19 protein-coding genes and 1 tRNA gene are annotated in these 19,814 nt (G+C 43.1%); 8 read left to right on the top strand and 12 right to left on the bottom strand.

Annotated features, from left to right (window positions below; genetic code table 11):
• Positions 1 to 148: 148 nt before the first annotated feature.
• On the top strand, positions 149 to 634 hold the full coding sequence (locus tag OE749_RS10730; RefSeq protein WP_263712457.1) for a GNAT family N-acetyltransferase: 486 nt from the start codon (positions 149 to 151) through the stop codon (positions 632 to 634).
• A gap of 116 nt (positions 635 to 750) precedes the next feature.
• Positions 751 to 1,467, top strand: coding sequence for an SIMPL domain-containing protein (locus OE749_RS10725; protein ID WP_263712456.1), 717 nt, complete (start codon positions 751 to 753; stop codon positions 1,465 to 1,467).
• Positions 1,468 to 1,687: 220 nt separating this feature from the next.
• On the opposite strand, the gene OE749_RS10720 is transcribed toward OE749_RS10725, so the two are convergent.
• The 3 genes from OE749_RS10720 to OE749_RS10710 form a co-directional block, all read right to left on the bottom strand.
• Positions 1,688 to 1,764, bottom strand: a tRNA-Val gene (locus tag OE749_RS10720).
• A gap of 177 nt (positions 1,765 to 1,941) precedes the next feature.
• Positions 1,942 to 3,018: a patatin-like phospholipase family protein gene (locus OE749_RS10715; protein WP_263712455.1), complete on the bottom strand. Its 1,077-nt coding sequence runs from the start codon at positions 3,016 to 3,018 to the stop codon at positions 1,942 to 1,944.
• A gap of 170 nt (positions 3,019 to 3,188) precedes the next feature.
• On the bottom strand, positions 3,189 to 3,563 hold the full coding sequence (locus tag OE749_RS10710) for a VOC family protein (protein ID WP_263712454.1): 375 nt from the start codon (positions 3,561 to 3,563) through the stop codon (positions 3,189 to 3,191).
• Positions 3,564 to 3,811: 248 nt separating this feature from the next.
• On the opposite strand from OE749_RS10710, the gene OE749_RS10705 reads away from it, so the two are divergent.
• Positions 3,812 to 4,195, top strand: coding sequence for an ACT domain-containing protein (locus tag OE749_RS10705; protein WP_263712453.1), 384 nt, complete (start codon positions 3,812 to 3,814; stop codon positions 4,193 to 4,195).
• Positions 4,196 to 4,199: 4 nt separating this feature from the next.
• Positions 4,200 to 4,700 (top strand): PTS glucose transporter subunit IIA, encoded by a 501-nt coding sequence (locus OE749_RS10700; protein ID WP_263712452.1) that lies wholly within the window; start codon positions 4,200 to 4,202, stop codon positions 4,698 to 4,700.
• 5 nt (positions 4,701 to 4,705) lie between these two features.
• Here the strand turns inward: OE749_RS10700 and OE749_RS10695 are convergent, their stop codons facing one another.
• A complete protein-coding gene (locus tag OE749_RS10695; protein WP_263712451.1) occupies positions 4,706 to 5,641 on the bottom strand; it encodes an energy transducer TonB in 936 nt (311 codons plus the stop codon).
• 259 nt (positions 5,642 to 5,900) lie between these two features.
• On the opposite strand from OE749_RS10695, the gene OE749_RS10690 reads away from it, so the two are divergent.
• Positions 5,901 to 6,554 (top strand): dUTP diphosphatase, encoded by a 654-nt coding sequence (locus OE749_RS10690; RefSeq protein WP_263712450.1) that lies wholly within the window; start codon positions 5,901 to 5,903, stop codon positions 6,552 to 6,554.
• A 60-nt stretch (positions 6,555 to 6,614) separates the two neighbouring features.
• On the opposite strand, the gene OE749_RS10685 is transcribed toward OE749_RS10690, so the two are convergent.
• On the bottom strand, positions 6,615 to 7,019 hold the full coding sequence (locus tag OE749_RS10685; RefSeq protein WP_263712449.1) for an OsmC family protein: 405 nt from the start codon (positions 7,017 to 7,019) through the stop codon (positions 6,615 to 6,617).
• Positions 7,020 to 7,277: 258 nt separating this feature from the next.
• Here OE749_RS10685 and OE749_RS10680 point away from each other — a divergent pair, with 258 nt between their 5' ends.
• From OE749_RS10680 to OE749_RS10670, 3 genes are read left to right on the top strand one after another with little or no spacing between them, the layout of a single operon-like run.
• The gene (locus OE749_RS10680; RefSeq protein WP_263712448.1) at positions 7,278 to 9,947 is read left to right on the top strand and encodes a PAS domain S-box protein; all 2,670 of its coding nucleotides are present in this window, start codon (positions 7,278 to 7,280) and stop codon (positions 9,945 to 9,947) included.
• A complete protein-coding gene (locus OE749_RS10675; protein WP_263712447.1) occupies positions 9,940 to 10,362 on the top strand; it encodes a response regulator in 423 nt (140 codons plus the stop codon). The genes OE749_RS10680 and OE749_RS10675 overlap by 8 nt, the downstream gene beginning before the upstream one ends.
• Positions 10,355 to 11,284 carry a GGDEF domain-containing protein gene (locus tag OE749_RS10670; protein WP_263712446.1) on the top strand — a complete coding sequence of 310 codons (930 nt, stop codon included), beginning with the start codon at positions 10,355 to 10,357 and terminating at the stop codon, positions 11,282 to 11,284. The genes OE749_RS10675 and OE749_RS10670 overlap by 8 nt, the downstream gene beginning before the upstream one ends.
• A gap of 18 nt (positions 11,285 to 11,302) precedes the next feature.
• Here the strand turns inward: OE749_RS10670 and OE749_RS10665 are convergent, their stop codons facing one another.
• From OE749_RS10665 to proB, 7 genes are all read right to left on the bottom strand, one after another.
• Positions 11,303 to 12,487 (bottom strand): MFS transporter, encoded by a 1,185-nt coding sequence (locus tag OE749_RS10665; RefSeq protein ID WP_263712445.1) that lies wholly within the window; start codon positions 12,485 to 12,487, stop codon positions 11,303 to 11,305.
• 4 nt (positions 12,488 to 12,491) lie between these two features.
• Positions 12,492 to 14,165, bottom strand: coding sequence for a diacylglycerol kinase family protein (locus tag OE749_RS10660; RefSeq protein WP_263712444.1), 1,674 nt, complete (start codon positions 14,163 to 14,165; stop codon positions 12,492 to 12,494).
• Positions 14,155 to 15,543 (bottom strand): Na+/H+ antiporter NhaA, encoded by a 1,389-nt coding sequence (nhaA, locus tag OE749_RS10655; RefSeq protein ID WP_263712443.1) that lies wholly within the window; start codon positions 15,541 to 15,543, stop codon positions 14,155 to 14,157. The genes OE749_RS10660 and nhaA overlap by 11 nt, the downstream gene beginning before the upstream one ends.
• 112 nt (positions 15,544 to 15,655) lie before the next feature.
• On the bottom strand, positions 15,656 to 16,555 hold the full coding sequence (locus OE749_RS10650) for a mechanosensitive ion channel family protein (protein ID WP_263712442.1): 900 nt from the start codon (positions 16,553 to 16,555) through the stop codon (positions 15,656 to 15,658).
• 16 nt (positions 16,556 to 16,571) lie between these two features.
• On the bottom strand, positions 16,572 to 17,417 hold the full coding sequence (locus OE749_RS10645; RefSeq protein ID WP_263712441.1) for a pyrroline-5-carboxylate reductase family protein: 846 nt from the start codon (positions 17,415 to 17,417) through the stop codon (positions 16,572 to 16,574).
• Positions 17,418 to 17,434: 17 nt separating this feature from the next.
• Positions 17,435 to 18,682, bottom strand: coding sequence for a glutamate-5-semialdehyde dehydrogenase (locus OE749_RS10640; protein ID WP_263712440.1), 1,248 nt, complete (start codon positions 18,680 to 18,682; stop codon positions 17,435 to 17,437).
• Entirely contained in the window at positions 18,679 to 19,785 is a 1,107-nt protein-coding gene (gene proB, locus OE749_RS10635) for a glutamate 5-kinase (RefSeq protein WP_263712439.1), read from the bottom strand. Before proB ends, OE749_RS10640 begins: the two co-directional genes overlap by 4 nt.
• Positions 19,786 to 19,814 lie beyond the last annotated feature (29 nt).

Raw genomic sequence — 19,814 nt, 5'->3', positions numbered from 1 at the left:
TTAAAAACCACGTTCACGGTCATGTCAAAACCAAGAGTCTAACGATGAAAAAGTCTAACTATCATGTAGAATAAGTTCAGAAGGCCCCTCATGTCACAATAGTCTCTATTAAAATAGACGTATAAAAAAACAATACTAAGGAACAGTTATGGCTCACCCTCCCCCCACAATACACTTTCGTCAAGCGACACTTGAAGATATTCCGCAACTAGCCCGTTGCGAACAAGGTGTTCTTAGCGCTGAGCGTCCATTTAACGAGACTATAAAAGCCTCAGATGCTCGATACTATGATTTACCAAAACTATTATCTGACCCCGCAGTGCATGTTATCGTGGCAGAACAAGACAATATCATCATTGCCACAGGTTACATTCGAATAGAAACGTCAAAACAATCACTCACTCACGCAAGGCACGGTTATTTGGGGTTTATGTACGTCGCCCCTGAAATGCGCGGCAGAGGCTTAAACAAAGATGTTATCTCCAAGCTAGTAGATTGGGCAAAACAGCACAATATTCACGATTTTTATTTAGATGTATACAGTCAAAACGCGTCTGCTATTCGTGCATACGAAAAGCTTGGCTTTCGCCCCGCTTTGGTAGAGATGAAATTGCACCTATCTCCCGATAATTAACCACAAGCGTTTTATTATTTTACCCACGCGCCTCGCGTTAAGGTGTCATTAAGATTCCAAAACTTAAGATGGTACAACGCATCGAGTAATCTTACATAACAAGAGAAAAATAGAGTATGACACCTAACACAGGATTTGGCTGGATTCTTGGCGCGGCAATTGTCGCAGGTCTTGGACTTTTTGGGTACCAATTGTCAAACGCAGCGGTTACTTTCAAAGAGTACGAGCGAAGCGTTACCGTCAAAGGGCTGGCTGAACGTGAATATCAAGCAGACATTGTGATTTGGCCGCTTCAATTTACTGTTGCAGATAACCAACTCGAATCTCTGTATCAAACTCTAGAGTCGAATACCCACAAAATCCGCGAATTTTTGGTGGATGCAGGCATCGAAAAAAGCGCGATTTCCTACAGCACGCCAATTATCACAGATAAGTCGGCTCAACAATATGGTGGTGATATGCCTGTGAAGTATCGTTATACCGCCAGCCAAACTGTCACCGTCTATACAGATAAAATAAATAATGTGCGCGCTGTCATGAATAACATCTCACAACTGGGAAAACAAGGTATCGTATTTAGCGGCGACTATTACCAAGCTCAGACGGAATACCTTTTTACTCGCTTAAACGAAGTAAAACCCGAAATGATAGAAGAAGCCACTAAGAAAGCACGAGAAGTGGCAGAAAAATTTGCGAAAGATTCAGATAGCCAACTTGGAAAAATAAAACGCGCGTCACAAGGTCAATTCACTATCGGACATCGCGATAAAAATAACCCGCATATCAAGAAAATTAGAGTGGTTTCGACTGTCACGTATTATTTATCTGACTAATGGCAAGATGTCGGTCGATACCGCTATCTAAGCGAATCAATAGAGCAGATATTGGCTAACGCGTGTATAGCGCACATCAACGCATACTTGTCTTTAGGGCGTGTTAAATGGAATCGAGTTTTAGCAGCAAATATTAAATTTTAAGAACACTGTATAATGGGGCGCTAGATATTGTTTTAAGGGGCGCTATTTTTAGCGGATGGCTACAGGCCTTTAAGAATGGTGCGTCCGAGTAGACTCGAACTACCGACCCCCACCATGTCAAGGTGGTGCTCTAACCAACTGAGCTACGGACGCACATTGTGTTTTATTAATTACGTAAGAGGAACATAATCAACAAAAATTGAAATTGCTTTAACTTATCTGTCGAAGCGGCGCGTATCATAACTACGCCCTCTATGATGTTCAAGCACTTTTTGTAAAAATCCGTTCGAGTGTTCAGATAGTAGTCTATCTGGCTACACCCCAACCAATTTAAAAGGGTAAAGGTTGAATTTCATCAACGACCTGCTGCGTCTCTACTGCGTATTTAAATGCTTCCCCTAACCTGTCCGTTTCATGTAACACTTTCTGCCAGTAGGCGATGCGCTCTGGGGCCGGCATTTGTTCAAAGTCTTTTCTATCAGGTATCTTATGGTAAGGAAGCATACGAACAAACTCCGGAGATGGCACTACCATAACAACATTTTCATATGACGATGCATGGGGTTTCCTGCTCTTTATAGATTTATCGAACCAGCCTGGTGCGGGGTTTGCGTAGAAGTGTGGATAGAGTACTAATGAAGTATCATCATCAGATTCGGTCGTAAATTTTAAATCGAAATGGTAGTCAATAATGCCGCCGTCTCGATACATTCCTGGCGGTGCTCCAGGAATATCCCGAATTCCCTCAATCACAACAGGAATCGAACCTGATGCCATTAAAGCAGATTTTAGATTTTGATTGGTCAGCTCAATTTTGTGCGTAGGCATTCCCTCCGGATCGTTAATTTTTAGTGTACTAAGCCGATTGGAAAATACATATCTCTGATAGAAGCGTTGTAACCAACGGCGCTTCACTAAGTTTGCCCCAGCACTTGCCGCCAAACCTGCCAATTGCAAAGGTCTCAACTCAAATTGCGTTAACCCTCTGCATCTTGCAACAACAAAATGTGCATGGATATTAGGGTTATTGACTATTTCTGAAACGCCCTCTTCTTGCAACACGTAATCTAACAGGGCCATCCCTTTTTGGGTAATTTCTCTGGCTGTAGGTTTGTCTGAGTACACCGTATGAGAGTACCGATCAGCTAATCGGTTGATTGCGCCTAGGGGATCATGCTGTGAAAAGCAGGCAAATCGAAACGCCCCCGCAGAAGAGCCAACAATATCAAGAGGCGTACTTCTATTTGCAAAAAATTCTGGAAATATATATCTGTCTAGTCCGGCGAGCACAAACCATTTTGGTCCTCCCGACGCTCCAAGCATGAATCTGAACATATCTGCATGAAAGCCTTCTCGCTTAATATGCTTAAACGCTTTGTTTCCTGCAAATATATTAATCAATGCCATTCTCTTTCATCCACAGTCTTTTTTTGAGGCGCAGTAATTTATCAACTCAGTCGTGATTATCAAGCGTATTTGAATCACATTTGTGAATGATCTGACCACTGCCACTTCGTAACAATGCAAGATTCTGTGGATAACTCAGATCATAAAATATTTGTATATTTTTTAATAGCTTATTGCTGATATATAGAACAAACTGCGCCAGCAGGATCTTTGATCACGACATATCGACTACTCCCAAAACCTTTGATTTTACTTACTATTTCTCCACCTTGCTGCGTAACCTTATCTATTGCCGCATCTAAATCTTCAACAATAAAATAAGGCATCCACACAGAAGGCATATCTGCATTCTCTCCTCGCTTGTAACAAATTCCAGATACGGGATCACTTTCTCTATCTACACTCATAGAATAATCAGCGTAGTCTCCCATTTTTACTGGTGTAGCGTGCCAATTGAGGACATTTTGATAAAACGATTTAAGTGTTGTTGCATCATCTACAGTCAAATCTAACCACCCCATCTCACCCGGTTTATATTGAGACATTTTTACTCCCCTGTTTATAACATGACAAGAATTCACACTTTCATTCACAACCACCAATCTGAACAAAATACATACAAGCATATTTTATCTATAAATATCATAGAGTTAACCAATCAATTCATAGAACTCAACAAGTTTATCCACAGTTTCAGTGGATAAAACTTGGGATAAATCGTGAATTTTTTCTACCCGCTTGACTTCATCCATAGGTTACGCACAATAAGAGTAGACAAAAGAAGGGACTTTTGATGCCAAAACAAACACTCGCCATTCTGCCAGATACATTTGTTATTCACAGTTTGCCTGTCGACGCAGACATTCCTCACCAAGTGTTAAACTCTTCATTGTATTTTATTGGCAAAACCCATGAGGAATTGTCTATCGTAATCCCAGAGTCGATTCATATCGAATCAGAGGATTCTGATACCGACTGGAAAGTGATGGAGGTGCTTGGCCCATTAGAGCTATCGATGGTGGGTATTATGGCACAGATTGGTAATGTGCTCGCTGACGCAAAAATCAGCATATTTATCGTATCGACTTTTGAAACAGATTTTTTCTTGGTTAAAAGCAAAGATCTTCAACGCGCCGCTGACGCATTAGAGCAAGACGGATATAAAGTCATTAGATAAAAACATGAATCAAATAAAACAACTTGCAACACCACCCAAAACCAACTTGCGAAACGTGCCAATTATGAGTCCGATAAGTGGACGCGCAATAGCATTAGATCAACACCCGTCGCTTATCCATAAACATCAACTCCTAGGTGATGGCGTCGCGATTCTTCCATCGGGATACAAATGCGTAGCCCCCTTTAAGTCACGTGTAGAAGAGCGAGATCCATTGTCAGCTTCCATTGTGCTGCGCTCTAAAATTGGGCTAAAGGTGAGAATAGACATGGGCGTTCAAATAGAAACACTCAACAGGCGAGGCATCAGATTCAACGTTAACGATAGCGATATTGTATCGGCAGGTGATACGCTATTCGAATTTGATATGCCTGTATTGAAATCTGAGTTAAACCAGTGCATAGCAGCGATTACAATACTAAACGGCCACAAACTTAGCGACATCGAGAAGCACCTGGGTTATACACGCGCCTACGAAGATACTTTGTTCACTATCAAGTTTTAGCGATACTAAGAATTAGCCACGTCTTCTGGTATAAGAAACTTAAATTTTTTGCTTACCTTCATCGGCACAACCTGACCATTTTTGGTTCCGGGCACGTAACGCCATTTCTTTAATGCCCTCACTATCGCTCGCTGAAACTGTTTATTTCCTTCGGTTTCAAAATTGATCTTTTCCACTTCTCCCCCAACAGATACGTCAAAGGTAACAACAATATCTGCCTCTTCTCCCCTGCGTAATGCTCTGCGTGGGTATCTGGGCAATTTACCCTCCAACCTTACGGGTGTAATACGCTTTTCCACCAAGTCAGACTTTTGCTCACTGAGTAAATGTTGTTTGTCAGTTGAAACCAAGACATTTGCACTATCCACTGCTAAAAACTTATCTCCAACACGGTGATTTGTTAACCTCACTGGTGTTGAATGCATCTGATGATTTATGTCTGCGGTTTTAAGAGGTGTTTGTCTAGCGTTAGTCGTTAGCTTTTCAGGTGGTGGCTTTAATTTTGCTATCAGTTTCTTGCTATTTAAGCGCTCTGTAGGTTGCTCTGAGGCTTGTTTGGAGTGCTGGCTAAACGCCTTGCGCTGCACCGTCTCAACCCATGAAGCGGCTTGCATTGAGGAAACGTGATTAGTCCCCTTCAGTGCATCTAATGTGTGCCCTGCCAAAGGTGCAGCATCTTTAGCAAATGACAATGGCATTGAAGTGTCTAGAAGCACTTCAGCTCGTCCTTCATCATCTATAAACGCAGACTTGTTTTGGCTGTCAGTCAGGTAATATAAACGTGTTTCTATTCCGTCTTGTGCCAAAAAAGATAAGACGGCAAAGAGCCCAGCACCTATGAATACGAAACTGCTATGCGGCTTTTTAATTGCCATCCCTTCATCCTTGCCATTACCAGACGTAAACCCAAGAAACACATTACCCATGCGAGTTGATGACATGACATACAACTCATACTATTTACAAAACTAAAATAGTTTAACGAGGAATGCGGCTGTTTGGTGGCGATTTATCGCAAGTTGACCTTACTTTATCGTGAAAACCAAGCCCTTCGAATGAGGTTGTGCAAATAGTATCCAAAGTGCATATATGTGAAACACATACGTTGCGGGCATTGTATTTTAATGCAATATGCTAGTTTGCGTCCGACGCATTTTATTTTACACTAGCGCCCGTTTATACATATCGGGAAAATCTTACATGCTATCGTCTTCACAACTTCTGACCATGCTCACACTTCAGGATAATATGAATAAAAAAGTCAATTCTGAGTGGCTTACTGCTGGATATAATTATCTTCGAGCAGCAATGATTGAGTCGGTGGAAGGCATTGAACATCACGGATGGAAGTGGTGGAAAGCGCAATCTAAAGATCTTCCTCAGTTGCAAATGGAACTTGTTGATATTTGGCACTTTGCGCTAAGCGCTATCATTATTGATTTCGATGGTGATTTAAACCAATCTGCCAACCAAATAGCCGAACAACTCTCGAGCCAATACGCTGAAGTGACCTTTGATGGCAAACCCTACGCCTTCCGCGAGGCCGACATTGTAGATAACTTGCAACTGCTGGCGGGTCTCTGTGCAGCGCGCCGTTTTGATGTCCCTTTATTTGTGCATATAGTTGAACAGGCAGACCTCAGCTCAGATGAGTTATTCAGGCAATATGTCGGTAAAAACGTATTGAATTTTTTCCGTCAAGACAACGGGTATAAAGAAGGAAGCTACATCAAAGTGTGGCATGGCAGAGAAGACAACGAACATTTGGTTGAGGTGCTGAGTGAGCTTGATATTAATGACAAAGACTACGCTGATAAAGTATATCATGGACTAAGTGCTCGATACCCAAAATAAACAAAGCGATTCCTATTTAGTTAGGCGTTCTTGCTATTGGAACGCCTTAATTTCATTGATTTAGTCCTGAGATTGAACGCGTACATTCACTTCAAACTCAGGTTGTGCCTGGATTACTCGCTTAACACTACACGTATTGACCGCAGCGATAATGGCTTTTTTATACTTTTCAGGAAAGGTAGGCGGAAGAGCGACATCTAAAACAAAATGCTTTTTATACTTATCAGCTTCATCAGACGTATGTGATTGCGTAATCTTAAGGCCTTCCGTTGAAATTCCTCTTTCCTCGCAAAATTTTCTTGCAAAGAAACCTGCGCACAAAGGCAAACTTACCAAAAAATAATCAAAAGGCTCTGGGTGCGACTCGTCTCCCCCAACCGTTTTATTTTGATCACTAGTTACTACAAAATCGCCAAACTTTGCTTCTAATTTTTGCCCGTCACTCAGTGATACTTCAATTTTCATACACTCTCCCTCCCCCAAATTCGTATAAGGGTGTTTTTCAATCTCTAGAACGCGCTTTCGTGGCACGAATAGATTATATCGATTTCATACACGGCCTAGTCTAACGTAAAACATTAGATAATTCGCACGCAAGAGTGTGAAATTTAACGGTTTCGCTGTTGATTTTCCAAACACTGCTATCTTTTAAGTTACGTCCCTTAACGGTGTAGTAAGAAAATGGAAGAAAGCCTATTGACCTCTTTTTTAAGAGGCGATTACATGCCCCACGGTCACTGTTATTTGTGGCAGCCTCATATACTATGGACAAATGTGCTCTCCGATTTTGTTATCGCGGCATCTTATTTTTCTATTCCGGTCGCGATTTTGATTTTTTCCCACAAGCGTCCTGATATTGGCAACAGCCGTGTGCTGTTTTTATTCTCTGCATTTATTTTACTATGCGGCATTACCCACCTTTTTGGGATTTATACAGTATGGCAAGGCGTGTACGGTGCGCACGGATTAGCAAAGCTTGCAACAGCAGTCGTTTCATTCATTACCGCAGTGTATGTTTTTCGTATTTTACCAAACGCGATTATGCTTCCCTCGCCTAGCCAATATGAGGGAATTAAGCGCGAACTCGATGAGGCGTCATTGAATAGAGCGAAATTAATGGCAAAAATTGAAGAGCAAGACTTAGCTAACTTTATGTTGGACAGCCTACCAATCAGTGCTGCGATAGTGGGTAAAGAAAATAAATTCTTGGTTTCTACCAAGTTCTTTCTTGAAGAATTTGGCTATACGAAAGACGCGCTACTCGAAAAAAATATGTTCGATATTTTTGCCTCTGAAGTTACGGGCAGTGCAAATTCAGAACTTGAATCACAAACTCAATTTAAAAAACAAATCCTTGTTCAGGTTAAATGTGGAAACGGTGACATCATACCCACAGAAATGACCATGGTAAGAGAACGATATAACGATACACCCACGACGATTATTACACTAAAAAACTTAACGGAATATCGCCAAATTAAACGAGAGTTACTTGAATCCCACAGACAGCTTGAACGTGCAATAAATGCAACCGATGACGGAATATGGGAATGGCATATCAAAGATAACAGTATGTTTTGGTCCCCCTCATTTGCGAAAATGATTGGGTTCAATATCAGTGAACAGCCCAGTATTGAGAAGTGGAAATCTCACATTCACCCAGATTACAAAGACATCATTGCGGAAGCACTCGACACGCACTTTAGAACAGGGGAAAAGCTATCTGTTGAATACTTGGGCAGAAACAAGCTAGGTGAATACGGTTGGTTCAATGTTATCGGCAACAGTATTATGAACGAAAAGCACGAGCCTATCACCATGTCAGGTTCATTACGTTACATTCAAGAAAGTAAGCTCCTAAAACAAAAAGTGGCAGAAAAAACCGAATTTTTAAACACCATTTACGAGGGGGCGAACCATGCGATATGGGTGATTGATGTGATTCACGATCAGCCTGACCCTACCCTACTCTACGATTTTGTTTTCACAGAGTTTAACCAAACGGCAGCGAGTCGTATGGATGTTCCTGTTAAAAATATTATTGGTAAGCCCTTATTCGAATTGGCTGGTTCATACTTACCTTCTGAATTAGTGAAGCATTTACACAATAATTACTCAAAATGTGTAGAACAAAATGCTGCAATTAATTACCAAGAAACAATACCGTTAAGAGGAAAACCCTGTTGGTACCAGACGTCCCTTTATCCTATATACAACAGTGCAGGAAAAGTGCAAAAAATAGTGGGCACGGCGATTGATATTACTGAACAGAAAAAAGGGGAAGAAGCCCTCGAGAGCTACCAAAAATTCTTACTCAAAATGATCAATTCCACGGTGTGCGGACTGTATCTTTATGACATAGCGTCGCCCAAATACATTCAAATTAATAAACGTTTTACCGATATTTTAGGCTATACGTTTGACGACCTTTCCCACTCTAAACAACTGACAAGTCATATTCACCCAGATGATCAAAGCAAAGTGACCGAGCATATCAACAACGTAAAAGAGGCTGAAGAGGGGGCGCTTATAGCAATCGAATACCGCGCAAAACATAAATCTGGAAAATGGGTATGGTGTAAGTCAATTGACAGTAGCATCAGACATTTTGACCCAGAATACGGCGCGGTCATGCTAGGGACATTTGTTGATATAACCGAAAACGTGATGCTACTTGCTCAACTGAAACAATCCAACGAATACTTAGAGCGGTTTGCCTTTGTTGCCTCTCATGACTTGCAAGAGCCACTAAGAAAAATTACCGCATTTTCAGATTCACTCAGCACGCGGCTCGCACCTGTGATTGATAACGACGAAGATGCGAAATTCGAATTGTCACGCCTTCAAGGTGCAGCAACCAGAATGCGCACAATGATTCAGGATATATTGCGTTTATCTCGTATCTATACAACCGATGTGCAAATCTATCCCATTAAGCTAAACCGCATTATTGAGCGCGCATGTGATCAATTGGAGTACTTAATTGAGGATACCAATACGGTCGTTAATGTGAAAAGCCCCGATGTTGAGCTGTATGTCGATGAAAGCTTGATGATTCAGCTATTCCAGAATTTAATCAGCAACAGTATTAAATTCTGCCCTGAAGAGCGCACACCCCATATTGATATTTCAGCAGAATTAACCACAGCAGAAGCCATACTTCATCATAAAGATAACGGCATTGGCATTGACAGCAAATTTATTCAACAAATATTCGACCCTTTTTATCGCCTACACTCAGCTAAAAATCTAGCTGGAACAGGAATTGGCTTAACTATTTGCAGGCAAATTACCAAAGCACACGATGGAGATATTCGTTGCCAACAACCTGTAGAGGGTATTGGTGCCGAATTTGTCATTACGTTGCCGCAACCGGGAGAAAAAGATGACTAAGATTATTCTAGTGGAAGATGATCCCGACGATGTCTATTTTTTTAAAAGTGCATGTGGCGCATTGAAACCAGACACGAATATTATCGTACTTAATGATGGGCAAGAATTAATTCACTATCTCGAGAATAATGATTGCAGAGATTCAGTTATTCTACTTGACTTAAATATGCCGAAACTGGGCGGACTAGACGTGTTAGAAATACTTAATGAGAATGACTCAGTTAACGAGTTGGTTATAGTCACCTACACCACATCTAGCAGCGACAGTGATGTAAAGGCCGCCTACCAACTCGGTGTAAAGTCATATCTAACTAAACCCGATTCAGCCAAAGAATTGAATGAACTCATTGCTACGCTGACAAGTTATTGGTTTAAGTTTTGCCGTTTTCCTAAAAAAGGAAAAAAACATGCGTGAAATTATCATATATCTCTTAGAAGACAGCGAGGAAGATGCATACATTGTTAAGCGGCTCATGGCAAATTCAGGTATGCAAGACTTTAAATTACGAAGCTATTTAACCTTAGACGCACTTGAAAAAGCCATTACCATTATGCCACCTGATGTCATTATCTCAGACATGAACCTTCAGGAAAGTCGCGGGCTTGATACATTAATTCGTGTTAAACGCTTTGCTGGCGATTACCCAATCATTGTGTTAACAGGCTATGAAGAAGAAAGCATCGGTTATGATGCCATTCAACTAGGAGCACAAGATTATATCCCAAAATCAGAACTTACGGGTAACTTGTTAAAACGCAGTGTGCGATTTTCACGAGAACGTTTCCAACTACTCAAAAGTCTTGAAGAAAAGGTACGCCGTGATCCCCTCACCATGTTACCTAACCGAGAAGCCTTTGATGAGCGTATTAAAGAAATGATCAGTGATGGTGAAAGATACAACACACCATTTGCGCTGTTATTTTTTGATGTAGATAAATTTAAAGGGATTAATGACAACCATGGTCATTTAGTTGGCGATCAAATTCTCAAAGCGATTGGTGCTCGGCTTAATATATTTAAGCGTAGTTCTGATTTCGTATCTCGATATGCCGGAGACGAATTTGTTATGATCGCAAAAAATGTCGGAGATGTAGAAGAGTTAGAATGTTTAGTACGCAGCAAATTTGACATGATTCAAGATAGTTACGCGGTTGAGTCTGATGAAGGAAAAATTATCAATATTGACGCCTGTGCTAGCATCGGTGCAGCATTGTACGGCACGCATGGTAAAACCGTGGACGAACTGATTGCCGAAGCTGACAAAGCAATGTACACCGGAAAAAGTAACGGATGCGGTTGGTCGATAGCAGAATCCACTAAAGTCGAAAGTGTGTAAGAGATGTTACACTGTCATTTACTTTTCTGGTGCAAGCATAAATGTGTGCAGAAAGCCAAGTACTAACACCGTAGCCATCACCAGCAAAACCATTGAGCCTAAAGCATTTTCGAGTAATGCGTAAACCCCACCTAAAAGCAGTAGCACTACACCAACCAAGGTATTGGCAATGGCGACGTAGGTCGTCCTTTCACCCTTTTCTGTAATATCGAGAATATAGGTTTTGCGCCCAGTACGAATACCCGCATGACCGATACTTAAGGTAAAAAAGCATATATATGCATACAGCGGCACGGCATTGCTTTCTAAAAAACCAGCTCCCATAGCAGCTATCACGCAGATAAAAGACGATATCTTGAGCGTCAGCACGGCACTTTTGTCCGACAATGCCCCCCACACGTAAGAACTAAGCAACGAGGCAATGGCAGACAAAATCATGAAAATAGGCAAATCAAAGCGCTCCGTCGATGCCGACAGCGCTACAATAAAAGGCAGAACGAGCGCGGAATGTAATAATAAAGAGCGACTAATAATAAGCGAGCGTAAAGCCTGATTCTCACTCACGACAGCAAATATCTCCCGAAGCCTCGGAGACGATTCTTTAGCATCATCAATACGAGTTTGCATCGCTAGCGAGGGTAACATCGCGAATAGAAACAGTGCCCCACCCGAAACAATCAAGAGTTTCACAGCCAATACGTTGTCTTTATCACCAAACCACAGCAACGCCAGCGATGTCACTATCGTCAGTGCACCCGATATGGAAGACGCTGCGCCAACGAGGCGGCCTCGCCGGCCCTTTTCAACATTGCTTCCTTGAATATCTTTCATCGTTAATGAACAAATTGAACGCCCAAAGGCGATTGCGAACAATAGCAAGATCCAAATGACTGATAACCACATGGGATCGCTCCAAAACACACTGAGCACGAGAGAGACAATCCCTATCCCTTGAACAGCCATACCAATCCGCCAAAAAGTCATTCGATTCTCAAATTGGTGCACGAGTGTGGTTCTTAGTATCCACTGAGGTAGCAGCGAGCCGCTCTCCTTAACAGGTACAAGCATAGGAATTAACCACGACGGCGCGCCCGTTGCAGTAATAAGCCAAGGAAGCGTTGTTTTAGGTGATACCAACAGGTCTGCCAATTTGGTCATTGAAGAAATAATCAATAACCGCACAAATGCACCGAACTTCTTCATTAAATTATTGTTCTTTTAATGATACTTCACTGTCGTTAGATACCAGAATACGTAAGCTTGCTGGTAACGTTTCAACAGTAATGGGGGTTTTTCCAACAAGCTCTCCATCAATCACATAGTCTTGCGGCGGAGAGGTTTCTATTTTGACTGTTTTGGCACGTTGATGACCTACACCAGACGAACTCGATTCAGACGCGCCTGCTGACCATAAATCCATAAGATTAGCGATATTTGAAATAGGATGCGCTGTCGCCTCTAACCATGTTAAATCGAGTTGTCCATCTGTCAAATCTGGTCTCCCGCCACCTTGCGCCAAAACACTGGTAAACGGGGCTGCATTGGCAGCAACAAGGCTGACCGTTTTAATGGTCTGTGACGGTAAATCATCGCATGTTAGGGTTGCCTCAAAGGCCTCATTTTCACCCACTGCATGAAAAAACCCTTGTAGATATGCGCCAACACCAGAGTGGTTTTTCTCATCACGGTCGGCATAGGCAATCATGCGTTGCTCAAAGCCCAATCCCACCATCAGCAAAGACAGTTTACCGTTACATTTTGCCACATCAATGGTTTGCGTGTGTCCCTCAATAATTGCCTTACAGCTGGCTTCGATAGGCTGGGTATAAAATTCAGCACCTAGCAAAACCTGACACAATGCATTTGCCGTGCCGAGCGGTATTACCCCAAAGGTAATGTCTTTATCTATCAACGCTTCAGCCACGGCAGTCAATGTTCCATCTCCACCAGCAGCAATAATCAGGTTTGCACCTTGGCTGATTGCATCGTTAACTACGCCTTCTAACGATTCGTTTTCCTTTGTTTCGTGTATCGTTACGTCTAGGTATGCTTCTAGCACACTCAATATTTCAAGCTTATACTGATCCCATTTACCACCGCCAGACACAGGGTTAACGATAAGGTAAGCATGCTGATCGAATGCTAATTTTTCTTGGCTATGCAACCGTTCTAGCCAGCGCATTTGCTTCTTATTTGGACTAAACCGTTCGCTTTGTTGCTGTACATACTCCACCACGTCTTCAAGGGGCTGATTTTTGGAAATCATTGCCATATAAGCGAGAACAGTTATGCCAGAGCGCCCTTTTCCTAGCGCACAATGCACAATCACATTCTGATTTTTACGTCGATGTTGATGTATCCAATTTAGGGCTTTGATTAGTTGGGATTCACTTGGCACGTCATGATCAAGAACAGGGATATTCAAATAATCCACCTCCAACTCATAAGCGGTAAACTGCAACGCATCAAATTCAGCCGTTACGTCTAAAATGCCACCAATCTCTTTTTCAATGAGTAGCGGTATATCGAGAGGAGTAATTCTTCGGGCTAAATACAAGCCATCGGTAATTTTGTGCAGGGCGTCTGTTCCATCTTTAAATCGAGCAATTCTGTTGTAAATATGAATGCCAATAAAAAACGGTAGAAATACAACTTTTGCCCAAATAGGAATGCGCCCATCATGACGCTTACGAAATAATCGCCCATAACTAAAAAAATAGGCTGCTGAAACAATACCCAGCGCGCACGCTGTCCAAACCATCAGAGCGCCAATAAACCACAGGCCAAGCATTGAAAACAGCGCAATGCCGATTCCTAACGCTAAACTTGCACCCAATAAATAGTGCAACGCTGCATTTTTTAGTAACGATTTAGCGGCCATGGATAGGTTCCTTCTTGTTATGAGTAGAACTCGTGACGATAAACACAGCAACGCCAAATATTCCAGACATCAGCGAGCCCGCTAAAATACCCAGTTTAGCTTGTGCTTGAAGCTCAGGCATGTCGGCAAACGCGAGTGCGGCTATAAACAATGACATAGTAAAACCAATACCAGCCAAACAGCCCAAGCCTACGACATGAGCAAACGTCATGTCCGAAGGCAAGCGCGAAAAGCCCATTTTCATACTGGCCCAGGCAAACAGTGTAATCCCCATCACTTTGCCAAATACCAACCCAAAGCACACGGCTACCAGCACCGCAGAATCTGCGCCGATATTGAGTTCATTGGGGATAATCACGCCAGCATTAAGAAAAGCGAAAAGAGGTAAAATAAACATCGCAACCGGTCTATCAAGTGTATGACTCCACTTCAATACTGGTGACGTGGTTCGTCTAGCCAGCCGTTCGGCTTGCTCTGCTATATGATGTTGTTCACGGTCTTCAACAATTGATTGGCCCGGCTGATCAATACGATCAAATCGCTTAAGCAAGGCGCGCATTTGTCGGCTAAACCATTGGGTACCGAGATACGGCTTTGTCGGCACGGTTAGGGCAGTTAAAATCCCCGCAGTAGTAGCGTGCACGCCAGACTGTAAAATACACCACCAAAGCACAACACCAACAAAAAAATAAAATATTGGCCTGCGAATTCCCACCAGATTCATTGCGACCAAAATGCCAAACACTATCGCCGCATTAAACAGCATTGATAACTCAATATTTTCCGTGTAAAACAATCCGATTACAGCCACAGCGCCCATATCATCCACAATAGCCAGCGCAGAGAGTGCAACCGCGACTGAACGTGGCGCTTTAGACCCAAGCAACGCCAATATTCCCAGCGCAAAGGCCGTATCCGTTGCCATGGGAATCCCCCACCCTCGCCAAGCATCGGCGCCCAAAAATGACAACACACACACATACATTGCGGCAGGAAAAATCATCCCGCCCAACGCCATAGCGATAACGAGCGAGGCATCTTTAGCATCGGAAAGATCACCCACTAGCACTTCATACTTTATTTCTAAACCCAGCAAGAAAAAGAAAAACGCCATCAAGCCATCATTGACCCAATAGTGAAGAGAATGAGAAAACTCAAAAGAACCAAGCGACACACTCAGTGGCGCTTTATTAAGTTCCGCGTAAATGGGGTAAAAATCAGAATTGGCAAGTAAAAGCGCAATGATGGCAGCAATCACCAATACTAGCCCAGCTGATGTCTGGCTGTTAAAAAAGGCTTCAAACGGTGTGGTAACCCGCAAAAAGCCTTTTTCTAGCGGTGCGCGCTCACGTAAATCTCCTCGAAAGTCACTCTGCATGCCATCTCCCTGTCAACCAACACGATACTCTGGCCTCACTAAAGTGTGTACATTACCGCTTATAAATCAAGGTGATAACACTAATTCCCTCTTAAATTGAGCGATTAAATACCTAAATTTGAGCAGGCAGCGTTGAGACGGTGCCATGCAGTAACTTTACCTGTGCTTCTTGGGCTTCAAACACTCTGGCCATCAAGTCTTGCGTAATTTTTTGCTGTAATGTAAATGCTTCTTTTGTCGGACAAAAAAGTGAAACACTGACTACAACCTTTGCATATTGATTAGTGTTAATAACGATTTGTGGATCAATCGTAATGAATTCAACGTCCAAATTTCGCTCAATAAGCCCCTTGTAGCGCTCAGCAACGTCTTTAAAATGCTGGCAGTGCTCTATCGCAGCTTCTAACACCTCATCCATAAACGGATAAATATTAACGGTGGGCTCAAGGGTGACTGAAAACTCATGCATTGAGTAGCGACGAAGAAAGTTCAGGTTTTTCACCATTTGCGTCACAATATGGCTATTTGGTACATAAAGATGCTTACCGGTGTACTCGAATGATTCAGCATCTACTTCCAATAGCGCGACTTTTGCCCAGTCTATTTCTACTACCTCACCGACAACCTGATTATTAAGCTGTACCCAATCTCCCACTCTGAATGGCCTAGCGCCCAAGTAGTAAATAAACCCTAAAAAACACTGAATAAACTCTTTTGTCGCCAGTACAATGGCTACCGTAAAGGCGGCAATTGATATTGCAAAACTTTGCACTTCGGAAGACCAAAGTATCAATAGGAAAATAATAATTGACGCGTTATATAGTTGCTTAAACGTATTGATTTGATGGCGTCGGTCTTCACCACGCAGCGTGCTGCGTTTGCGCACTCTGCGCACCACCAAGCGCTTAACGCCCAGAGCAAGAATGACGATGATGATAGAGGTGAGCAAGCGATGCTCAGCGAAAAACGCAAAGGTTTGAAGCAGTAGAGCTTCTATTTCATTTACACTCATTGACACCCGTTTTTGGCTAATGGATATTTGTCGAGTGCTTCGAGTATAGCTCCTCCATTCTGGATGCGGCAGAACTTAACGCAATGGCGACCAGTTCATCTATCTGCCCTTGCTCAAGCTTAGCCACTCCCGATTCTGTCCCGTTTGTGGCAGACGTGAGCTTACCCCGAAGCGTAGACAACGATTCCGAACTTCGTTTCACCATGTTAACTGCTCCAATGGCACTTTGTAAAACAGAAGTTTTTGCTGTTGCCGGATCAAGTCCTTGATCTATAGCGGCTTTTTCCAACGCTTCCATAAACATCAGAAAATAGGCAGGCAACCCCGCATTCGCAGCTGCGAGCGCTGGCATCTCATTCTCACTCTCAACCCAAAGAGTTTCGCCAAGGGCAGACATTATACGCTCGGTGGTCGAAACATCATCAATACCGACCTTTTCAGACGCATATAACCCAATCACACCTTTGCATATTGCTGACGGCATATTAGGAATAGCAGCCACTACACGCTCCGAACTGGTTAACGCTTCACTGACCTCTGACGCTGTAATGCCAGCCATGATAGTAATAATAAGTGGGTGCATTTGCTGCGCTTCCATCTCATCGTTCAACATGATGGTGTATTCAGCTGTAATTGATGGCGGTACGGCCAAAACCACCACATCAGCAAATGCAATAGCCGAGCCGATATCTTTCGACACGCGTACAAAGAACTTTTCGGAAAAAAATCTCCGCCCTTCTTCGTCTTCAGAGCAGACAAGTATATTTTCACGCAACATACCTTGCTTTATTAAGCCACTAATAAGGGCTGCGGCACTTTGGCTTGTGCCAACCAAAGCAATTTTTTGCGTAATATCCAGCATGTCTGCTCCCAAAATCGTTAAGTTCGAATTTGCCCTTCTCCTGACACTAAATACTTCTCGGTCGTCAGTGCTTCTAGCCCCATCGGCCCGTATGCATGCAGCTTGGTAGTGGCGATACCAATTTCTGCGCCCAATCCCAGCTGTGAGCCATCAGAAAATCGTGACGATGCATTCACCATTACCACAGACGCATCCACTGCGCGTTGAAACAGGCGCGCTGTCTGCTCATTTTTGGTACATATTACCTCAGTGTGATGGCTACCAAAGCGACGAATATGCGTCATAGCCTCATCTACAGTATTAACCAAAGTCACCGCAATTTCTAAATCTAAGTACTCTTCACCAAATTCTGAATCAGAGATCACATTAACGTTATCAAAGTACTTTGCCGCGTCAGAGGACGCATTCACCGTGACAGACTTCTGCTGAAGTGCATACGCTGCGCGTGTTAAAAATAGATCAGCAACGTCTTTATGAACAATTAACCCTTCCAGTGCATTACACACGCCAGTGCGCTGTGTTTTACCATTTAGGAGCAATTCAAGGGCAACATCTAAGTCTGCGTCTTTGTCTACATACAGGTGGCAAACGCCTTTAAAGTGCTGTATCACCGGCACTTTGCTGTTATCGGTCACAAAATTGATCAGGCCTTCGCCACCGCGAGGAATTATCACATCAATGAAATCCCGCTGCTCCATCAATTCCATCATGTACGCACGATCGGGATCGGGAACGACAGTAATCAGTGCGGTAGGTAATCCGTGTTCAGCTAATACCTCTTGCAAAATACTCGCGATAGTTTTGCTGGAATTCAAGGCTTCCTTCCCGCCTCGAAGTATTACCGCGTTCCCCGATTTGAAACATAATGCACCAGCGTCGGCAGTCACATTGGGTCTTGCTTCATAAATCATACATACAACGCCCAGTGGCACGCGCATTTTACTGATTTCTAAGCCATTTGGTCGTGTGCCCAACTTACGTTCAATCCCAACAGGATCTGGCAAGTTCGCTATATCCTCGATACCTTTTGCCATCGCTTCGATGCGGTCAGTGTTTAAGGTCAAGCGATCGATCATCGCTTCGCTCAAACCTTGTTGCTGTGCATTGTGCAAATCGGTTTGATTGGCATGGAAAATGAGCACTTCATGGGAACGTAGCGCATTTGCCATATCAATCAACACGTCATTTTTCTTTTCTTCGTCAAGAATCGACAGCGTTTGTGCAGCAATCGCTGCTTCTCTTGCCAATTCAGTAATTAAACTCATTTTTCCTCCAGTACGGCTAAATTCTTTTCTGAAATAATTGGTCCTGTTTTCTGCATATATTCGTTATAGCGAGAATGCTCGCTGTGGCGTGTCAGAAAACTTAATAAACAGCTGCTATAATTTGCCTCTGCCTTTACTAATTTGGTGCCATCATCTCGCCTGACAAGTATCGTGTCGCCAACGGCGAAGTCGCCATTGACCTCCACAATCTCATCGGCTGTCAGGCCCTCTACCCCTTCGTTTAACGTTTCATTGAAGTCTCCCTCAACGACGAGTTCACCTTGGGCCTTCGAGGTATGGGTCATCCAATGCACATTCTCCTGCATCGGCTGCTCAAATGGTTGGAAGTGCGTGCCAGGGTTCTTGCCTTGCAACAACATGTTGAATGACAGCTCGGTAAACCCATTGATAATGAATGTATCGATGCCATTTGATGTGGCCTTTTCCGCAGCCTCAATTTTGGTGCGCATGCCGCCTGTCCCCACACTGCTCGTTGCGCCGCCCGCCATCGAATAAATGCTAGCGTCAATCTTACTCACCCAAGAGATTAACTTTGCATCTTCATGCAAGTGCGGGTTTTTATCGTACAACCCATCAATATCAGAACAAATGATCAGCGCATTGGCATCTGCGGCTGCGGCTACCATGGCAGACAAGTTATCGTTGTCTCCCACTTTTAGCTTGTCTGTTGTAACGGTGTCATTCTCGTTAATGATTGGCAAAATGCCGTTGCTTAATAACGTGGCAATGGTCTCTTTAACACTGACGTAGCGATCGCGATTGCGTAAGTCTGCGTGAGTTAGCAACACTTGCGCTGACGGAAAGTCAAACAGCTTATCCCATGTGGCCATCATTTCAGTTTGACCTGCGGCCGCCATGGCTTTTTTCGTCGCAATCGGTACATTATCAATATCATCGAATAGGTGCGCGCCGGCTGCAACCGAACCAGATGAAACCAACACCACTTCAATACCTTTACTTCTGCATCGCACAATAAACTGTGCAATGCTCAACAGATAATGACTACTGCATCCTGATTTATTGGGCGCAATAAGGGCACTACCCACTTTAATGACTATACGTTTCCAGTTAAATTCACTCATACTCTACTCTTAAACTCATTCATGTATTG

It is taken from the genome of Fluctibacter corallii, assembly GCF_025751585.1.
GTDB lineage: Bacteria > Pseudomonadota > Gammaproteobacteria > Enterobacterales > Alteromonadaceae > Fluctibacter_A > Fluctibacter_A corallii.
Note: the sequence above shows the minus strand (reverse complement) of the source record. Positions and strands in the feature narration are given on the sequence as shown.

Coding starts and splice junctions, on each gene's coding strand:
- OE749_RS10665 (WP_263712445.1), bottom strand. CDS start 12,487: ATGAAGAAGTTCGGTGCATTTGTGCGGTTATTGATTATTTCTTCAATG.
- OE749_RS10715 (WP_263712455.1), bottom strand. CDS start 3,018: ATGGCATTGATTAATATATTTGCAGGAAACAAAGCGTTTAAGCATATT.
- OE749_RS10645 (WP_263712441.1), bottom strand. CDS start 17,417: ATGCTGGATATTACGCAAAAAATTGCTTTGGTTGGCACAAGCCAAAGT.
- nhaA (WP_263712443.1), bottom strand. CDS start 15,543: ATGCAGAGTGACTTTCGAGGAGATTTACGTGAGCGCGCACCGCTAGAA.
- OE749_RS10730 (WP_263712457.1), top strand. CDS start 149: ATGGCTCACCCTCCCCCCACAATACACTTTCGTCAAGCGACACTTGAA.
- OE749_RS10650 (WP_263712442.1), bottom strand. CDS start 16,555: ATGAGTGTAAATGAAATAGAAGCTCTACTGCTTCAAACCTTTGCGTTT.
- OE749_RS10680 (WP_263712448.1), top strand. CDS start 7,278: ATGCCCCACGGTCACTGTTATTTGTGGCAGCCTCATATACTATGGACA.
- OE749_RS10660 (WP_263712444.1), bottom strand. CDS start 14,165: ATGGCCGCTAAATCGTTACTAAAAAATGCAGCGTTGCACTATTTATTG.
- OE749_RS10725 (WP_263712456.1), top strand. CDS start 751: ATGACACCTAACACAGGATTTGGCTGGATTCTTGGCGCGGCAATTGTC.
- proB (WP_263712439.1), bottom strand. CDS start 19,785: ATGAGTGAATTTAACTGGAAACGTATAGTCATTAAAGTGGGTAGTGCC.
- OE749_RS10675 (WP_263712447.1), top strand. CDS start 9,940: ATGACTAAGATTATTCTAGTGGAAGATGATCCCGACGATGTCTATTTT.
- OE749_RS10685 (WP_263712449.1), bottom strand. CDS start 7,019: ATGAAAATTGAAGTATCACTGAGTGACGGGCAAAAATTAGAAGCAAAG.
- OE749_RS10670 (WP_263712446.1), top strand. CDS start 10,355: ATGCGTGAAATTATCATATATCTCTTAGAAGACAGCGAGGAAGATGCA.
- OE749_RS10690 (WP_263712450.1), top strand. CDS start 5,901: ATGCTATCGTCTTCACAACTTCTGACCATGCTCACACTTCAGGATAAT.
- OE749_RS10710 (WP_263712454.1), bottom strand. CDS start 3,563: ATGTCTCAATATAAACCGGGTGAGATGGGGTGGTTAGATTTGACTGTA.
- OE749_RS10640 (WP_263712440.1), bottom strand. CDS start 18,682: ATGAGTTTAATTACTGAATTGGCAAGAGAAGCAGCGATTGCTGCACAA.
- OE749_RS10695 (WP_263712451.1), bottom strand. CDS start 5,641: ATGTCATCAACTCGCATGGGTAATGTGTTTCTTGGGTTTACGTCTGGT.
- OE749_RS10700 (WP_263712452.1), top strand. CDS start 4,200: ATGAATCAAATAAAACAACTTGCAACACCACCCAAAACCAACTTGCGA.
- OE749_RS10705 (WP_263712453.1), top strand. CDS start 3,812: ATGCCAAAACAAACACTCGCCATTCTGCCAGATACATTTGTTATTCAC.